11 protein-coding genes are annotated in these 16,207 nt (G+C 76.4%); 8 read left to right on the top strand and 3 right to left on the bottom strand.

The annotated features are described in order from the left end of the window. Positions 1-31 precede the first annotated feature (31 nt). The 6 genes from WME98_RS30285 to WME98_RS30260 all read left to right on the top strand — a co-directional run bounded on the left by WME98_RS30285 (position 32) and on the right by WME98_RS30260 (position 6,626). Positions 32-1,147 (top strand): hypothetical protein, encoded by a 1,116-nt coding sequence (locus WME98_RS30285; protein WP_437945200.1) that lies wholly within the window; start codon positions 32-34, stop codon positions 1,145-1,147. A gap of 2 nt (positions 1,148-1,149) precedes the next feature. Continuing rightward, positions 1,150-2,217 carry a PEGA domain-containing protein gene (locus WME98_RS30280; RefSeq protein WP_437945199.1) on the top strand — a complete coding sequence of 356 codons (1,068 nt, stop codon included), beginning with the start codon at positions 1,150-1,152 and terminating at the stop codon, positions 2,215-2,217. A 30-nt stretch (positions 2,218-2,247) separates the two neighbouring features. After that, entirely contained in the window at positions 2,248-3,831 is a 1,584-nt protein-coding gene (locus WME98_RS30275) for a hypothetical protein (protein ID WP_437945198.1), read from the top strand. A 138-nt stretch (positions 3,832-3,969) separates the two neighbouring features. Continuing rightward, entirely contained in the window at positions 3,970-4,323 is a 354-nt protein-coding gene (locus WME98_RS30270) for a hypothetical protein (protein WP_437945197.1), read from the top strand. Between the two features lie 188 nt (positions 4,324-4,511). Beyond that, a complete protein-coding gene (locus WME98_RS30265) occupies positions 4,512-5,288 on the top strand; it encodes a PP2C family protein-serine/threonine phosphatase (RefSeq protein ID WP_437945196.1) in 777 nt (258 codons plus the stop codon). A 618-nt stretch (positions 5,289-5,906) separates the two neighbouring features. Further along, positions 5,907-6,626: a PEGA domain-containing protein gene (locus WME98_RS30260; RefSeq protein ID WP_437945195.1), complete on the top strand. Its 720-nt coding sequence runs from the start codon at positions 5,907-5,909 to the stop codon at positions 6,624-6,626. Positions 6,627-7,016: 390 nt separating this feature from the next. Here WME98_RS30260 and WME98_RS30255 read toward each other — a convergent pair whose 3' ends face one another. The 3 genes from WME98_RS30255 to WME98_RS30245 form a co-directional block, all read right to left on the bottom strand. Further along, positions 7,017-7,970 carry a 3D domain-containing protein gene (locus WME98_RS30255; protein ID WP_437945194.1) on the bottom strand — a complete coding sequence of 318 codons (954 nt, stop codon included), beginning with the start codon at positions 7,968-7,970 and terminating at the stop codon, positions 7,017-7,019. Further along, the gene (locus WME98_RS30250; protein ID WP_437945193.1) at positions 7,967-9,703 is read right to left on the bottom strand and encodes a hypothetical protein; all 1,737 of its coding nucleotides are present in this window, start codon (positions 9,701-9,703) and stop codon (positions 7,967-7,969) included. The genes WME98_RS30255 and WME98_RS30250 overlap by 4 nt, the downstream gene beginning before the upstream one ends. A 116-nt stretch (positions 9,704-9,819) precedes the next feature. Beyond that, positions 9,820-13,452 (bottom strand): protein kinase domain-containing protein, encoded by a 3,633-nt coding sequence (locus WME98_RS30245; RefSeq protein WP_437945192.1) that lies wholly within the window; start codon positions 13,450-13,452, stop codon positions 9,820-9,822. Between the two features lie 187 nt (positions 13,453-13,639). Between WME98_RS30245 and WME98_RS30240 the strand changes: the two genes are divergently transcribed. Both WME98_RS30240 and WME98_RS30235 read left to right on the top strand, forming a co-directional pair. Beyond that, positions 13,640-14,782 (top strand): SDR family oxidoreductase, encoded by a 1,143-nt coding sequence (locus WME98_RS30240; RefSeq protein WP_437945191.1) that lies wholly within the window; start codon positions 13,640-13,642, stop codon positions 14,780-14,782. After that, positions 14,779-16,149: a GDSL-type esterase/lipase family protein gene (locus WME98_RS30235; RefSeq protein ID WP_437945190.1), complete on the top strand. Its 1,371-nt coding sequence runs from the start codon at positions 14,779-14,781 to the stop codon at positions 16,147-16,149. Before WME98_RS30240 ends, WME98_RS30235 begins: the two co-directional genes overlap by 4 nt. Positions 16,150-16,207 lie beyond the last annotated feature (58 nt).

The raw sequence follows: 16,207 nt of genomic DNA, 5'->3' as shown, positions 1-16,207 counted from the left end.
GATGAAACGCCGTGAAGGGCCGGCGGCACGGATGGGAGGCGAGGCTGTGAAGGACGAGGACCGGGACGAGCGCGGAGGCCGAGAGGCGGGCGCGGGCGCGCCGGCGAGCCCCGCGCCAGGAGCGAGCCCGCCCGCGGGTCACCCCGCCTTCCAGACGGGCGTGGTGTACGTCGAGCCCGAGCTGCGCGACGAGGTACAGGCGTACTGGCAGGCGTACGCCGCCTGGGAGAGGACGAGGCAAGGGCCCCCGCCGCGAGAGCCGCGCGTGAGCGTGCGCGTGGACCACGCGGACAAGCCGAGCACGGCCGCGCGGCTGCGGGAGGCGATGGCGCCTGAGGACGCGGCGCGCGGGGCCGGCGGGAAGAGCGCCGGCGGGAAGAGCGCCGCGGAGAAGAGCGCCGCGGAGAAGAGCGCCGCGGAGAAGAGCGCAGGCGGGAGCAGCTGCGCGGGGGACGAGGCGGCGGCGGCGGTGATCGACAAGAACGCGCTGCCGCCGGCGCGCCGGCCGGGGAGCGCGGCGGCCGAGGAGAAGGACGAGGCGGCGGCCGGGCCGGGGAAAGCGCGGCGCGCCGCGACGGCCGTGGCAGCGCTGGCGCTGGTGGCGGGGATCGGGGCCGCGGCGATGTGCGGCGTGAAGGAGAAGGCGCCGGCGCAGAGCGCGGCGGCGCGGGGCGCGGAGAGCGGCGCGGCGGAAGCGAGCGGCGAGCGAGCGATGAGCAACCCGGCGGCGAGCGGCGCGGCAGCGGCGAGCGGCGCAGCGGCAGGCGACGCGGCGACGAGCGACCCGCGCGCGGAGAGCGCGGCGGCCGCCATCGCGGAGAGCGCTCCAGCGGGCACTGCGCACGAGTCGGCCGCCGAACGCGCCGCGCCTGGCGGCGTGCCGGATCGCGTTGGAGCCGTGGGCAGTGCGCGCCGGAGGCCCGCTCCCGAGACGCACGCGCCGGCACCGAGGGCGCCCGAGGCGCCGCCGCCGAGGCGGCAGCCTTCACCCGTGACGACGGCCGACACGCCGCCCCAGGCACCCCTCGCCTCCGCAGCGGCGCCCAACTCGTCGGCCGAGATACCATCACCGACGCCTGCGGCCAGCACCAACGAGTCCCTCGATCTACCGGCCAAGAGCGCCCCCCACACGGAGCCGAAGTTCTGATCATGCGCAGGCACATTCGACGCATCGCTTCCGTCGCCGGCTTTCTCGCCCTGCTCTCGTGGACCGCGCCCGGCAGGGCACAGCCGAACGCTGCGCCCCACGAGGCGGAGGTCGCCGCGATGACCCAGCAGGCTCGGAAGCTGTTCAAGGAGGGCGTCGACGCCTTCGCGCGAGACCGCTGGGCCGAAGCGCGGGCCGCGTTCCTGGCGGCGCTGTCGCTAAACCCCCATTACACGATCCGCGGGAACCTGGGCGCCTCCGAGCTCAAGTTGGGCCGGTACCGCGACGCCGCCGAGCACCTCGCGAGGTACGTGCGCGAGATGGCGGAGGACGCGACGAGCACGGCGGCGGAGCGGCGGCGTGGCGCGGCGATGTACGCGGAGGCGCAGGCGAAGGTGGGCACGCTGGTGGTGCGCACGGACGTGGACGGGGCGCAGGTGTTCGTGGACGGCGCGTTGCGAGGGCAGACGCCGCTCGCGGATCCGCTGTTCGTCGAGCCGGGGACGCACACGATCTCGGTGAGGCACGAGGACTACGAGACGAAGGATATGACGGTGCAGCTCAGCGCCGGCGGCACGATCGAGAACGGGCTGGAGCTCACGAAGAGGGCGGGGAGCGCGCCGCCGCCGAAGCTGCCGGCGACGACCGTCGCGCCGCTGGCCCGCGACCCGGAGGAGCACGCCCGCGGACCGAGGACGGCGCTGCTGATCGGCGGCGCAGCGACGGCGGGGGCGGCGGCGGTCGCGGGCGTGGTGTTCACGTTGGTAGCGAACGCGACGGGCAGCGATGCCGAGGAACTGCGCGACGCCGTTGTCCGCGACCATGGGGCAGCTGCGTGCTCGCGTGCGAACCCGCCAAGCGGAGCATGCGCTGACTTGAAAGACGCGTTCGCGGTGCATCGACGCTGGACCAACGCGGCGTTCTGGAGCTTCGTGGGCGCCGGGGCGGCCGGCGCTGGGACGCTGATTTACGGGCTCTCGACCAAACCGTCGGCGCCACATGGGCGCGTGCGGGTGACGCCGCTCGTGGGGGCTGACAGCGTCGGGATTTCGGTGGCCGGAACGCTCTGAGCGGACGCCGTGGATCGAGGAGAGAGAATCATGCGTCGTACTGCTCGTTATGCATCGGTGCTCGTCGTGGGATCGCTCGTCGCGAGCGCAGCCCTGGCGGGTTGCTTCCCCTTCCCCCTGTTCGACGATTGCGAGCACACGCTTACCCAATGCGCCCTCGGTGGCGCCGGAGGCGGTGGAGGCGACGTGAGCCCGGCGTGCGAAGCGGACCCGACGCGAGATGCGAGCACGGTGACGGAGGAGTGCGCGGTGTTCGCGAGCGCGAGCGCGGCGCAGGGCGGCGACGGCACCAGGGAGAAGCCGTACGCGTCGCTCGCGGAGGCGATCGCCAACGCGAACGGCAAGCGGGTGCTGGCGTGCGCGAGCGGGGCGTTCGCGGAGAGCGTGACGATCAGCGCGGGGGTCGAGGTGATCGGGGGCTTCGACTGCGGCGCGAGATGGACGTGGAGCAAGACAGCGCGGAGCGCGATCGAGGCGCCCGCGGACGAGATCGCGCTCACGCTGTCGGAGGGCGCGAGCGGGGCCAAGGTGCGGAGCTTCGCGGTGCGCGCGGCGAGCGCGACGGTGGCAGGCGGGTCGTCGATCGGCGTGGCCGTGGCGGATGTGGAGGCGGAGCTCGCGCAGGTGGATGTGATCGCGGGCGACGGGATGGACGGCGCGAAGGGAGAGACGCCGGCGGAGGCGCCGCAGGCGGGAGCACCGGCGGGCGCAGTGTCGAACGCGTGCGAGCTCGTCCTCGGCGGCGAGGCCGGCGTGACGACGTGCGAGGACGGCGAGACGAGCGGCGGCCGAGGCGGGCGCGGCGGAAGCCCGGGGATGGATGATGGGAACGGGCAGCCCGGGAAGGACGGCGCGCCGTTGCCAGAGGAGAACCCCGAGGAGTACGGGCTCGGCGGCGTGGGACAGACGGACGCAGCGGGCAATTGCAGGCGCGGCGAAGATGGCGTGCCAGGTGCAGCCGGTGTCGCCGGCCTCGCCGACAGCGGCACGACGCTGACGCTGGACGGCATCGCGGGCGGCGACGGGGGCAACGGCATCAGCGGCACCCGAGGTCAAGGGGGAGGTGGCGGCGGCGGCGCGAAGGCGGGGCTGTTCTGCCAGCCAGGCGCGGACATCGTGGAGGGCCCCGGCGCCAGCGGCGGCGGCGGCGGTGCTGGCGGGTGCGGCGGGAAAGGAGGGGGTGGCGGCAAGGCCGGCGGGTCGAGCATCGGCATCCTCAGCCTGGGCACGACGCTGGTGCTGACCGACGTGACCGTCGCCGTGGGCAAGGCGGGCAAGGGCGGAGATGGAGCTGACGGGCAGAACGGGGCCAACGGCGGCGCCGGTGCCTCCGGTGGAACGGCATCGGCAAAGCCCCCCTCCATCCCCGGCTGCGACGGCGGTCGAGGCGGCCGAGGCGGAGCCGGCGGCCCCGGCGCCGGCGGCCGGGGCGGCCACGCCGTAGGCATCGCCTATGCCGTGACACCGAGCGACGCGCCGGCGGTGCAGTTCACCCCTGGCACGCCCGGTGACCGCGGCAGCGCCGCGCCCGGCGGCCCACCGACGAGCGCCGGCGCGTCGGGGAGCGCTGGGAGCTGCTGGGACTTCGCCACCGGCAAGAGCTGCGGGCAGTGAGAGCCATCATGTTTTTTCGTGACGATTTCACGAGGCCAGACGTAAGTCAGCAGCACCCCACGGGTTTCACCGGGACACCGCTTGGCGAGCAGCTTCATCGGCGGCAACATGGGCGCCCTCAGCGCGAAAGGTGCGCCCATGTCGAAGCGTCGGTGGTTCCACAGCAGCGGCATGCGTCGCTCGGGAAACGTGATCCACGTCAGCCCGACGCTGATGTGGGAGCTGTCGTGGGTGCGGAAGATGGGCCTCGAGGACGTCGACTGGGACCCGGCGCGCTACTGCGTTTGCTGCATGGCGGAGCGCGCCGCCCGCGGAGAGGCCGTCGAGGCCCTCGCGCCGCCCTCGAAGACGCGGCCGAAGGTGTGCGTGCGGGACGATGGCGAGCACGCCACGCCGTCCGGCAGCCCGCCACGGAGCCTCAGCGGAAGCGGCGGCATGCCGCGACCCCTGAAGCTCGTGCGACCGCCGCGGGCCGAGCCCGAAGAGACGTGATCGAGGGGCGCCGCACGAGCGGCGCCCTTTCAGGAGAGCACGCGAGCGCCACGAGCACGGCTCGCGTGCGCTGACGACCCGGGGCAGCGCCGCGGTGCGCTGCCCCGGAGAAATGACCCGGCGCGCTGCGCAGCGCAGCGCGCCTTGGCTCGGCTCGTCCTGGCGACGAGCGCGCGAGGAGGACGATCGTGTATCCGCAGCTCGCCATCGAGGCAGCAGCACAGTCGGACGTGGGCCGCCGCCGCAGCCACAACGAGGACAGCTTCGCGGCGCTGCCATGCCTCGGGCTGTTCATGGTGGCCGATGGACTCGGGGGCAACGCGGCCGGCGAGGTCGCATCACGCATGGCCATCGAAGTGGTCAAGAGCTGCATCGAGGAGGACGGCGATCTCGAGGACACGTGGCCCTACGGCACGGCGAGGCCGCATAACCGGGATGAGGTGCGCCTGGTGATGAGCGTGCGGCGCGCCAACCGGGCGATCTACGAGACGAGCCAGCAACAGGACGAGATGCGCGGCATGGCCACGACCTTCGCGGGCGTGCTGCTGGGGGCGGGCATGGCGTACATTGCCCACGTGGGCGACTCGCGCGTCTACCGGATGCGGGGCGGCAGGCTGGAGCGGCTCACGCGGGATCACACGCTGCTGGAGGAGCTGCTCCGCGACGGCGACGGCGCGCTCGCGGCCATCGAGGCGCTGAGCGACCGGGCCAACGCGGTGACTCGGGCGCTCGGGTGCGACGAGAGCGTGGCCATCGAGTCGCGCGTGGAGGCGACCGCGCCGGGCGACATCTTCCTCGTCTGCTCGGACGGGCTCTGGGGGCCGGTGCCGGAGGGGCAGATCGCCGGCATTCTCGAGGCGCATCGCGACCTGGGCCTGGCGGCGAGCTTGCTCGTCGACCTCGCCAACGAGCACGGCGGGCCGGACAACGTGACGTGCGTGCTGGCGCGCCTCGGAGGTGGGTGAGGTGCGCGACAGCGACACGATGCTGCGGCTGGAGCTGTCGCTCGCGTGGACAACCGAGACGGCGGCGATGGACGCACCCCTCCCGTCCCGCGCGGAGCGCGGGACTTGGGAGGGGCGGACCGCGCGCAGGCCCGAAGGGCCGAGCACGGGCCGGGGGTGGGCATCTGTCATTCCCCTGCTCCTCTTCCTCTTCTCTCTCTTCTCTCTCTTCTCAGGATCAATCCAGCTCACCGACCAGGACGAGCGCGGAGGCCGAGAGGCGGGCGCGGGCGCGCCGGCGAGCCCGGCGCCAGGAGCGAGCCCGCCCGCGGGTCACCCCGCCTCCCAGACGGGCGTGGTGTACGTCGAACCCGAGCTGCGCGACGAGGTACAGGCATACTGGCAGGCGTACGCCGCCTGGGAGAGGACCAGGCAAGGGCCCCCGCCGCGAGAGCCGCGCGTGAGCGTCCGCGTGGACCACGCGGACAAGCCGAGCACGGCCGCGCGGCTGCGGGAGCGCTCCGGTGCGGCCATGCCGAGCGCCGTGTGGAGCGCGCGATCTCGGTTTCCGCAGGGAACGAGGTGCGGCATGCTGCAGAGCGCGGTGTATCGAAGGCAACGCGTGGGATGAGAGCAGCGATGAGAACATGGATCATCAAGGTAGCGAGCAAAGCATCCACTCTCGTAGCCGGCGGAGTGCGGGACGCGCGAGGCGCTGGCGGCGCACAGGCGCAACGCGCCGAGCACCGCCGGGGCGCGGGCATCTCTCATCTCTCCACGCCACGGCTCGGCATCCTCGTGATGGCCGCCGGAGCTTCCCTCGCCGGATGCGCCGTTCGGTCCGGGGATGCCACGACAACGCCGATCCACCCGTCATTGTCGCTGCAGGAAACGCCCGCGGAGCGGACGACGCAGGCGGAGGAGCGCACGAGCTACTCGAGAGCGGACAGCACCGAGCCAGCGCAGCAGTCCTCGTCCCCGGAGCCGACGCCCGAGGAGACGGCGCTGCTGGAGCAGGCCTCGGTGAGGCTGAACGAAGTGCTGGCCAGGATCGTGACCCTCAACCTGGTGACAGAGCCGGAAGGCGCGCAGGTGACGGTCGATGGATGCGTGAGGGGGCGGAGCCCGCTCTTGTATACGGTGTTCCTGGAGCCGGGTCGGCATGAGATCCGTACGGACCTCGCGGGCTACATGCCGACACGGCATGTCATCGAGATGACGGCGGGGGAGACGCTTGGACTGACGGTGCACCTGCGTCCGTCGCGCACGGAGGTGCCCCCCCACGATGGATGCACCGGCAAAGGAGGCGTCACCTGCGACGAGCCATGTCGCCGCGGAGTCGGACCGTTGATGAAATGAGCGCGCAGCCTCGAGACGCCGAGGCGGCGCGCGTGAGGCATCGCGACCTCGCGCGGAGCCGATCGAGCGCGACAGGTGATCGAGGTGTGAGAGGTGGTGACGAGAGACGCACCCCTCCCGTCCCGCGCGGAGCGCGGGACCTGGGAGGGGCCGGCGGCGCGGAGGCGCGAAGCGCCGAGCACCGCCGGGGGGAGGGCATCCATGAATTTCCTGTCCCTCCTCTTCGAATCCGGATCGAGCGTGCCGGATCCGCGGGACGAGACCGAGCTTCGCCTCCCGTTCGCGTCAACGTGGACGCGATCGTTGGATTTCGCCCTCCTGTTCCCGTGGTTTCTTGGTGCCCTTGACGTCATGGCGGTCGGCTTCGCAGCGCGACTTCCCGCAGCAGGGCTAGGACGGCCCCGTGGCGCCCCCGAGCGCGCGGCACCGGGCGTCGTGGAGCACCACACGCACGCCGCGGTTGGAAGGAAAGATCGCGTTCAGGCGCTCCGTGACCGCCGGGTCGCCGGTGAAGACGTCGATCTGCCGCCCGACGACCTTGATGCCGCGATCCTCGGCGACGAAGCAGCCGTCGTGGCGGCCCCCGCCAGGGAGCGGCAGGCCGACGAGCTCGGGCACGTAGAGGGCCGTGCCGAGCGGAATGACGCTCGAGTCGACCGCGACCGTGCGCAGCGGCGTGATGGGGCGCCCGGTCGCGCCGCGGCCGTACGGGAAGCGCCGCGGGTCGAGCCGCTCGAAGCAGACCTGCTGGTCGGTGCGCGGGCAGACGTCGGCGCACGCGCACCCGCGCCGCGCGAAGCTCACCGTGTCGCCCGACGCGAGCCGGCCGCTCCCCTGGACGCAGACCTGGTCGTGGAACGCGCGCGGGACGCTCGCGAGCGGCGCGCACGCGGCGTCGTAGAGCACCGCGTCCTTCGGCCCGCCGCCCTCGGTCGGGAAGTCGTAGTAGGTGTTCCGGAACAGCCCGGGCGCGAGCCCCGGCGCCGCGGCCGCGCGCGCCGCGCGCGGGGACGGTGCGGCGCGCGCGGGCCGGCCGTGCTCGCGGACGAGGATCGCGGGCTCGTCCTCCGCGGGAGCCGCGCCCGCGGCGCCGCGCGGGTCGGCGCGCGCCGCGTCGGCCGCCTCGCCCGGCGCGGCGGCGTCGCGGCCCACGGCGCCGGCGCCCGGGGCGCGATCGCCTTCGCCCGGCGGCGGCGCGTGGAGCCAGCCGCCGCCGCCGCGCGCGATCCGCGGATCGCTCGCGCCGTCCTGGACCCAGTCCGCGCCGCCCTTCGCCGCGCACCCCGCGGCGAGCGCGAGGAGCAGCGCGCCGAGCCCGCGCACGGCGGGCGCCGCGCTCGTCAAAAGGCGGCTCCGAAACGCGCGAGCTCCCGGATCGCCGCGGCGGCGACGTCGGCGCGCGCCCAGAGCGCGGCGGGGGCGCCGGCGCCGGCCGGCGCGGCGCCGGCGGCGATCACCACGGGCGCCGGATCGCCCGCGCCCGGCTGGCCGAGGCGGTTCGCGACGAGCCGCAGCGGCTCGAGCACCAGCGCGAACGCGATGTCCGCGCCGAGCGGGGCCAGCGCGGCCTTCATGGCCGGGACGTCGCCGAGGCTCTCCCCCTGGATCGCGGCGACGGCGCTGCGGAGCCCCGCGCTCGGATCGTTGCCGACCGACGCGAAGAGGCCGTCGTCGCGGATCAGGTAGTGCAGCTCGATCGCGGGCGGCGGCCCCGCGCCCGGCGCGCCCTTCCGCGCCGGCCGCGCCGGCGGCGCGCCCGCGCCGCCGGGCTGGCCGGCCGCGGCGGTCTGCTCGATGCGCACGCGCCGCACCTCGCCGCCCTGCGGCGCGACCTCGGCCTTGCCCGCGGAGACCCGGAACCCCTCCCGCTTGAGCGCCGCCTGGATCGGCGGGAGCTCGGCGGTCCCGACGAGGTCCTGGATCGCGGTCTCGAGCTTGGCCCGGTCGGCCACCGCGGCGCGCACGAACGCCGTGGGGCCCGCGCCGTCGAAGCGGACCCCGCCGGCGAACCACTCGCCGCGCGCGTCCGACGCCGCGCGGATCGCGGCGCCGATCCGCTCCCGCTCGGCGGGGGGGAGGCCGCCCTCGACGAGCCCCGAGACGGCGTCGACGAGCTTGGGCACGTTCTCGGCGCGCGACGCGGCCCGGTCGCGGACCAGGATCCCGACGAGCGCGTCGGCGGGCAGATCGAGCAGCGGCGTCACGTCGCCGACCGCGAGATCGGCCGACGCCTTGGACGCCGGGCCGCCCCCGGGCTTCGGCGTCCCGGAGGCGCGCAGGTGCGCGCTCTCGTCCAGCGTGAGCGTGAGGCGAGCGCGCTCGAGATCGCCGAGCACCGCGAGCGCGCCCTCGACCATCGGGGCGAGCGGGACCGCGGTGGCGGCCGGCGCGCCGTCCGGCCCGCGCGCCCTGTCCCAGGCGCTCCGCGCCGCCCTGAGCACCGGGCCCTCGAGCGCGTGCCGCGGGAGCTCGATCGCGAGATCCTCCTTCGGCACCTGCGCCTGCGGCATCGTCCGCGCGACGTAGGGGCCCAGGGCGGTCAGGTCGCCCGGGGTCTCCGCGACGAGCAGGTAGTTGCCGAGGACGCCGAGGGCCACAGGGCTCGCCCCCTGCAGCGGCTCGAGCAGCGCGATCGAGGTCGCCGCGTCGGGCGTCGCGCGGAAGCGCGCCCCCTCGCCCCGCGTGAGCTGATCGATCAGGCGCGCGCCGTCCTTCACGTGGAGGCCGAGCGCGGCCCGGGGGCGCGGCCGGTCGGGGGCGTCCACGGCCACGCCGAGCGCCGGGACGTTGCCGTCGATCTCGGACGCGACGGCGATGGGCAGGCCGAGCAGCGACGCGGCGAGGGCGCCGACGCTGCCCGGGAGGAGCGCCGCCGAGCCGCCGAGGAGGGCGCGCACCTTGGCCCAGGTGGCGTCGGGCGTCGGCAGGAACGCCTCGGCGATGAGCCCGGCCGGCGCGGGCACGGGGCTCGGGCCCTGGACGCCGGCGTCGTCCGGCGCGCCCCGCGATTTGCAGCCGAGGGCGCCCGCGCTCAGGCCGAGGACGAGGGCCAGGAGCGCGGCGGCGCGCCGGGACATGGCGGAGGTCGATCGTACGCTCACGCCCGAACCGTAGCGCCTTCCTGCCGCGGTCGACCACGAACCTGCAAAACCGCCGCGCGCTGCGGCGCGGCGCGGGGGCGCGTCAGGGCCTCTCAGGGCCTCGAGGGGCGGCGGGCCGCGGCGACCCCCGCGGACTCCCCGAGGCAGATGCGCGCGAGCGAGAGCAGCATCGCGTTCTCGCGGACGCGGTGCAGGAAGCTCTCGCGCAGGGCGGGCTCCGGGATCTCCGCGGCCCGGGCGAGGAGCCGGTCGCGGCCCCGGGCCGCGGCGGCGCGGGCGCCCTCGGCGTCGCCCGCGGCGCGCGCCGCCTCGACGACGGCCACGAGGACGAGCGACTCGAACTCCTCGATGCCGCCGTAGCGCGCGAGGATGCCCTCGGCCTCGCGCGCCGACGAGAGCGCGGCGTCGGCGCGCCCCTGGGCGGAGAGGGCGCGCGCGAGCGCGGCGAGCGCGCCGGCGCGGGCGGGGGGCACGACCTGGAGGAGCTCCGCGGCGTCGCGGGCGTCGGACTCGGCCGCGGCGAAGTCCCCGGCGGCGTGGGCGATGAGGGCGGCGTAGATGCGGGAGCCGCCCTCGAAGCGCAGGTTGCCCTGCGCGCGGGCCTCCAGGATGACCTGCCGCGAGAGCGCGAGCGCGTCGTCGAGCCGGCCGCTGGCCGCGAGCACGCGGCCGAGGTTCTGCCGGGCGCGCGTGGCGACGGTGCGCAGCCCCATGCGCTCGGCCGCCGCGAGCGCGGCGGTGAGCTCCTCGCCGGCCCGCTCGAAGTCGCCGAGCTCGAGGAGCGCGAAGCCGAGGCTGACGCGCGCGTTGCACGCGTCGCGGACGTCGCCGGCCCGCTCGAACGCGTCGATGGCGGCGGCGTAGCCCGCCACGTCGCCCGCGGGATCGCCGAGGTGCCGCGCCCGCGCGCCGCGCAGCCGGTGCACCTCGGCCGCGGCGCGCGGCGCGAGGGTCGCGAGATCCCCCGCGAGGGCGCGGACCCGCGCGATCAGCGCGTCGGCCTCGGCGTAGCGCCCCGCGGGGAAGAGCTGGCGCGCCGCCGAGCACAGGGCGATGACGCGCGCCGATCGGATGTCCGCGGCGATGCGGGCCCCGGCCGGCGCGCTTCCAGGTGACGCGCTCCCGGGCGGCGCGCTTCCAGGCGGCGCGCTCCCGGTCGGCGCGCTCCCGGCCGGCGCGCTCCCCGGCACCCCCGCGTCGCCGGGGGCGCCCTCCGCGGCCGCGGCGCCGCCGCACGCGGCGACCTCCTTCGCCCAGGAGGTCGTGAGCACGTAGTCGCCCCTCCGGCCGCTCGCGCTCATCAGCTCGTCGGCGGCGCGGAACCAGAGCGGCGCGCCGCGGGGCAGGCGCCGCGCCGCCTGGGCCGCGCAGCGCTGGGCCTGCTCGAACTCGCCGCGCCAGCGGTGCGCCTCCGCCTGGACCAGGCGCAGCGCGCTCAGCGTGTCGCCTTCGCGCGCGCCGCTCGGGCCGGCCGGGGCGCCCTGGTCCCCGGCCGGCTCCTCGCCCGCGAGTCGATCGCAGAGGTCGCCGTGCCGCGCCCCCCGCTCCGCGAGCGCGATCGCCGCGGCGAGATCGCCGCGCTCGAGCGCCTGCTCGGCGCCGCGCAGGAACCACTGCATCGCCCGGCCGTGCTCTCCGCCGTGGTCGAAGTGCTCCGCGAGCGCGAGCGCGTCGCGCTCCCCGGCCTCCTCGAGCCACGCGCCCGCGAGCCGGTGGCCGAGGAGCCGGTCGCCCCGGGTGAGCGTCGCGTAGGCGGCCTCGCGGAGGCGCGCGTGCCGGAACGCGTACTCCTCCTCGCCCGGGAACCTGCACGCGGGCCGCCGCTCGATGAGCGCGCGCGCGGCGAGCTCGAGGAGCCACCTGTCCAGGTCCTGCGCGCCCTGCGCCCCGCCGAGCAGGGCGGCCACGCCGCCGCGCCAGAACGCCTCGCCGAAGATGCTCGCCGCGCGGAGGATGCGGCGCACCGCCGGGTGCAGATCGTCGAGGCGGGCGTGCGCCATCGCGAGCACCGTCTCGGGCGAGCCCTCGGCGTCGCCGCGGGCGACCGACCGGATCAGCTCCTCGAGGTAGAACGCGCGCACCGGCGCGCGGCCGTCGGCGCGCGCCTCCGCCGCGGCGCCCGGCCCGAGCGCCTCGCGGGCGAGCTGCCCCGGGGCGCCGGGAGAGCGCTCGCCGGGCCGAGGCTCGGCGGGGCCAGCGCCGGCGCAGAGCTCCGGGAAGAGGCGCTCCATCTCGCCGCGGCCGAGCGCGAGCAGGCCGGCCGTCACGTCGTCGATCAGCACGCCGCCGCTCCCGTCGCTCCCGCCGGCCGCCGCGCGCTCGCCCCCGGCGCGCGGGCGGGCGCCGAGCAGCGCCGCGGCGCGATCGATCACCTGCCGCGCCGGCCAGCGGCCGGAGGCGACGTCCTGGCCCGTCGCGAGCGCGATGGAGACGTCCGCGGGCAGCAGCGCGCGCAGCGCGAGCGCGCAGCGCGCCGCGTGCGCCGCCTGGTCCGTCGGCGCCCTCGCCTGCGCCCCGGCGGGGCGCGGCGGCTCCGCCAGCAGATCCGCCTCGCCCGGGATCGTGACGAGGAGCCACCTGGCGGCGAGCCGGTCGACGCGCCCCCCGAACGGCGCGACCGCGGCCCGGACCGCCGCCTCGGTCGCGGCCCTCGGCGCGGGCTCCTGGAGCTGCGGCGGCGGCCGAGCGGCGCCCGGCGCGCCGGGCCCGGCGCCCGCGCCATCGCCCGGGAGCGCGCCGTGGATGAGCACCACGCTGATGAGCCGCGGCTCGCCCGCGGCGCTCTCGGCCAGCGCCCGGGGCCTCGTGCTCGGCGTGCCGCTCTCGCCGGGATCCCTGGCCTGCTCGCGGGCGACGCGGAGCTGCGCCGCGCTCGCGAGCACCTCGTTCCCGTCCCGCGGGCGGCCGTCCGGGTCCTTCTCGAGCATCCACGCGACCAGCTCGTCGAGCGCGGCGGGCACGTCGGGTCGCAGCTCCGAGAGCCGGCGCGGGCCCACGAGGGCGGCCTTGGCCAGGATCGCCATCACCTGGTCCCCGGCGAACGGCGGCCGGCCGGTGAGGCAGTTCCAGATCACGCACCCGAGCGAGAACACGTCCGCGCGGGCGTCCACGTGCGCGTCGCCGCGCGCCTGCTCGGGCGCCATGTACCCCGGCGTCCCGAGCGTCACCCCGTTGCGCCCGCCCTCGCCTTCCCGGAGGACGCCGCCGTCGTGCCCGCGCGCGGGCAGCCCCGCGGAGGCCCCCGCGCCCGCGCCGGCGCGGGCGATGCCGAAATCGACGATCTTGGCGCCCTCCAGCGCGCCGCCCGGCAGGAAGATGTTCCCGGGCGTGACGTCGCGGTGGACGATGCCCCGCTCGTGCGCCGCGCCGAGCGCGCCCGCGAGGCGCTCCAGCAGCGTCACCGCGCCGTCCACGCTGAGCCGCGCGCGCGCCACGCGCGCGGCGAGATCCTCGCCGTCGAGCCACTCGAGCGCGAGGTACCGCTGCTGATCCGCGGTGACCCCGTGCGCGACGTAGCGGACGATCCCCGGATGGCGCAGCCCGGCGAGCAGCTGCGCCTCGCGCTCGAGCCGCCGCTCCTGATGCTCGTCCCCGCGGTGCGGGATCTTCAGCGCGACCGGGCTGTCGTCGGTCAGGTCGGTGGCCCGGTACACCGAGCCCATCCCGCCCGATCCCGCCAGGCCCTCGATCCTGAAACGGTCCGCGACCGTGACTCCCGGGCGCATCAACCGGGCGATTATACGTGGGGCCGCGGTCGGGGATAGGGGCAGCCCTCGGCGCCGCGGCGGCGCGCGACCCCGGCCGGCGCCCGGCGCGCGCCGCCGCCATATGCCCCCGTCGCTCCGCGCGCGTCCGAGGCGGCGTCAGCGGAAAGCTGCGGAGCAGGCGCACCGCTGCGGTAAGCTCTGGTCGATGCCTCGCCCCGGCTACGACAGCGTGGTGCTCATCACCGGCTTCCCCTCGTTCATCGCGCGGAAGATGCTGCAGCACGTCCTCGCGGCGGAGCCGCGCGCGCTCGTGTATGCCGTGGTGCTCGCGAAGTCGTCGGCGCAGGCGAGCGCGGAGCGCGACGCGCTCGCGCCGGCGGATCGCGAGCGCGTCGTGCTGATCGAGGGGGACGTCGCGGCGATGGATCTCGGGCTGTCGGGCGCCGAGTTCCGGCAGCTCGCGCGCGAGGTCGACCGGATCCACCACCTCGCGCACGTGGGCCACGCCGGCGCCGACCGGAGCACCGCCCACGCCCAGAACGTCGTCGGGACCGCCGAGGTGCTCGAGCTCGCCCGGGCCTGCACCTCGCTCCAGTGCCTCGTGCACCAGTCGACCGCGTTCGTGGCCGGAGATCGCACCGGTACGGTGTACGAGGATGATCTCGAGGCGGGTCAGGCGTTCCGCAACCCCGTGGAGGAGACGCGGATGCGCGCGGAGGTGCTCGTGCGGCGGGCGATGCGCCACGTGCCGGCGGCGGTGGTCCGGCCGACCACGGTGGTGGGCGACTCGGCGACCGGGGAGATCGACCGGCTCGACGGGCTGTACCTCCTCGTGCTGCTCATCATGGCGGCGCCGGCCGACATGGCGATCCCGATGCCCGGCCGCGGGGACGTGGCGCTCAACATCGTCCCCATCGACTTCGTGGTCCGCGCGACGCACGCGATCGGCCTGCATCGGCTCGCGCCGCGCCGCACGTTCCACATCGCCGACCCGCACCCGCTGTCGGCGCGGCGGGTCTTCGACCTCATCGCGCGGGCGAGCGGCCGCCGCGCCGCGCGCGGCCACATCCCGTCGAACCTCGCCAAGGCGCTGCTCCGCACGCCCGGGATCGAGCGCTTCGTCCGCAGCCCGCGCGCCTTCGTCGAGCAGCTGATGACCCCGGTGCGCTACGACGCCCGGAACGCCGACCTCGCGCTCGGCGGCGCCGGGATCGCCTGCCCCCCCTTCGAGTCGTACGTCGACGTGCTCGTCGGCGCCGTGCAGGAGCGCGTCCGCGAGCGGCGCGAGCGCCAGGAGATCGAGGCCAGCGCGGACGCCGAGCTCGACATCGAGGATCCGCTGTCGTGAGCGGCGCAGCCTGCGCCGCGGCCCGCGCGGACGTCCCGGAGCGCAGCCTCGTCGCGCCGCCGCGCCGCCTCGCCGCGGCGCTGCTCGCGGCCGCGGCGCTCGGCTGCAGCTCGACGCGCGAGCACGTCGCGCCGCCGTCGCCCGAGGTGGGGGCCGCGCCGCCCACGCCCGCGGCGCTCCCGCCCCGCCCGGCGGAGGCCGCCGCCCCCGCGCCCGCCGCGCCGCGCGTCGGCGACGCCCCGCTGGCGCGCCCGCCGGAGCTGGAGCTCCTGCGCCCGGAGGACGGGCCCTACGCCCACTTCTTCGCGGCGCTCCGCGCCCTCGAGCAGGGGCGCCGCAAGGACCACGTGCGCGTCGCCTGGCTCGGCGACTCGCACGCCGCGGCGGACTTCTGGAGCGGCGCGGTCCGCACGGCGCTCCAGCGGCGCTTCGGCGACGGCGGCGTCGGCTTCGTGCACCTCGGCTACGCCGCCTACCGCCACGACGGCGCGCGGCTCACGGCCGACGGCAAGTGGCGGACCCGCCCGAAGGCGCCGGGCGGCTCCACGCCGGTCGACGACGGCGTCTTCGGGCTCGGGGGGATCCTCTTCAGCGCGCATCAGGGCCCGGCGCGGGCGGAGATCACGGTGACCGGGGCCGGGCCGTCCACGCGGCTGCTCTGGGACGTGTGCTTCCGGTCCAGCGCGCCGACCGACGAGCTCGCGGTGACGATCGAGGGCGGCCCGAGCGAGATCCTCCGCGGCGCCGCGGGCGACGACCCCGGGGCGCTGCAGCACGCGAAGCTCGCGAGCGTCGGCGCGACGAAGCTCGGCGTCGTGCCGTCGGGCGCGCCCGAGCTGTGCGGGCTCGTCGTCGAGGCCGATCCGGAGGCGAAGCCCGGGGTGGTGCTCGACACGCTCGGCATCAACGGCGCCCGCCTGGCGACGCCGCTGCGGTGGAACGAGCTCGCCTGGGCCGCGGAGCTCGGGCGGCGCTCGCCGGAGCTCGTGGTGCTGGAGTACGGCACGAACGAGGCGGGCGATGTCACCACGGATCCGTCCCTCTACGCAAAGCAGCTCGCCGAGCTGCTCGCGCGCACGCGCAGGGTCGAGCCGGACGCAGACTGCCTCGTCCTCGCGCCCACGGACCGGAGGGACACGCCCGAGCGCACGCCCGTCGTCCGGGACGTGCTGCGCGACGCCGCCCGGGAGGGCGGCTGCGCGTTCTGGGACACCTACGAGGCGATGGGCGGGCGGGGCTCGATCGAGACCTGGTACCGCGAGCGCCCGCCGCGCGCGTCGCGCGACGGCGTCCACCTGACCTTCCGCGGCTACCGCGAGCTCGGCGTGAAGCTCTCGAACGAGATCCTCGAGCGCTACCGCCCCTGACGCGCGCGTCCGCGGGGCGGCGCCGTCCGACGGCGACGGCGGATCGAGGGGCCCGTGG

This window comes from Sorangium sp. So ce296, assembly GCF_051529605.1.
In the GTDB taxonomy this organism is placed as follows: domain Bacteria; phylum Myxococcota_A; class Polyangia; order Polyangiales; family Polyangiaceae; genus Sorangium; species Sorangium cellulosum_D.
Note: the sequence above shows the minus strand (reverse complement) of the source record. Positions and strands in the feature narration are given on the sequence as shown.

What these genes read in the sequence shown, in the direction of transcription:
- WME98_RS30285 (WP_437945200.1), top strand. Translation starts at nt 32, where the DNA reads ATGGGAGGCGAGGCTGTGAAGGACGAGGACCGGGACGAGCGCGGAGGC.
- WME98_RS30280 (WP_437945199.1), top strand. Translation starts at nt 1,150, where the DNA reads ATGCGCAGGCACATTCGACGCATCGCTTCCGTCGCCGGCTTTCTCGCC.
- WME98_RS30245 (WP_437945192.1), bottom strand. Translation starts at nt 13,452, where the DNA reads ATGCGCCCGGGAGTCACGGTCGCGGACCGTTTCAGGATCGAGGGCCTG.
- WME98_RS30270 (WP_437945197.1), top strand. Translation starts at nt 3,970, where the DNA reads ATGTCGAAGCGTCGGTGGTTCCACAGCAGCGGCATGCGTCGCTCGGGA.
- WME98_RS30260 (WP_437945195.1), top strand. Translation starts at nt 5,907, where the DNA reads ATGAGAACATGGATCATCAAGGTAGCGAGCAAAGCATCCACTCTCGTA.
- WME98_RS30250 (WP_437945193.1), bottom strand. Translation starts at nt 9,703, where the DNA reads ATGTCCCGGCGCGCCGCCGCGCTCCTGGCCCTCGTCCTCGGCCTGAGC.
- WME98_RS30275 (WP_437945198.1), top strand. Translation starts at nt 2,248, where the DNA reads ATGCGTCGTACTGCTCGTTATGCATCGGTGCTCGTCGTGGGATCGCTC.
- WME98_RS30240 (WP_437945191.1), top strand. Translation starts at nt 13,640, where the DNA reads ATGCCTCGCCCCGGCTACGACAGCGTGGTGCTCATCACCGGCTTCCCC.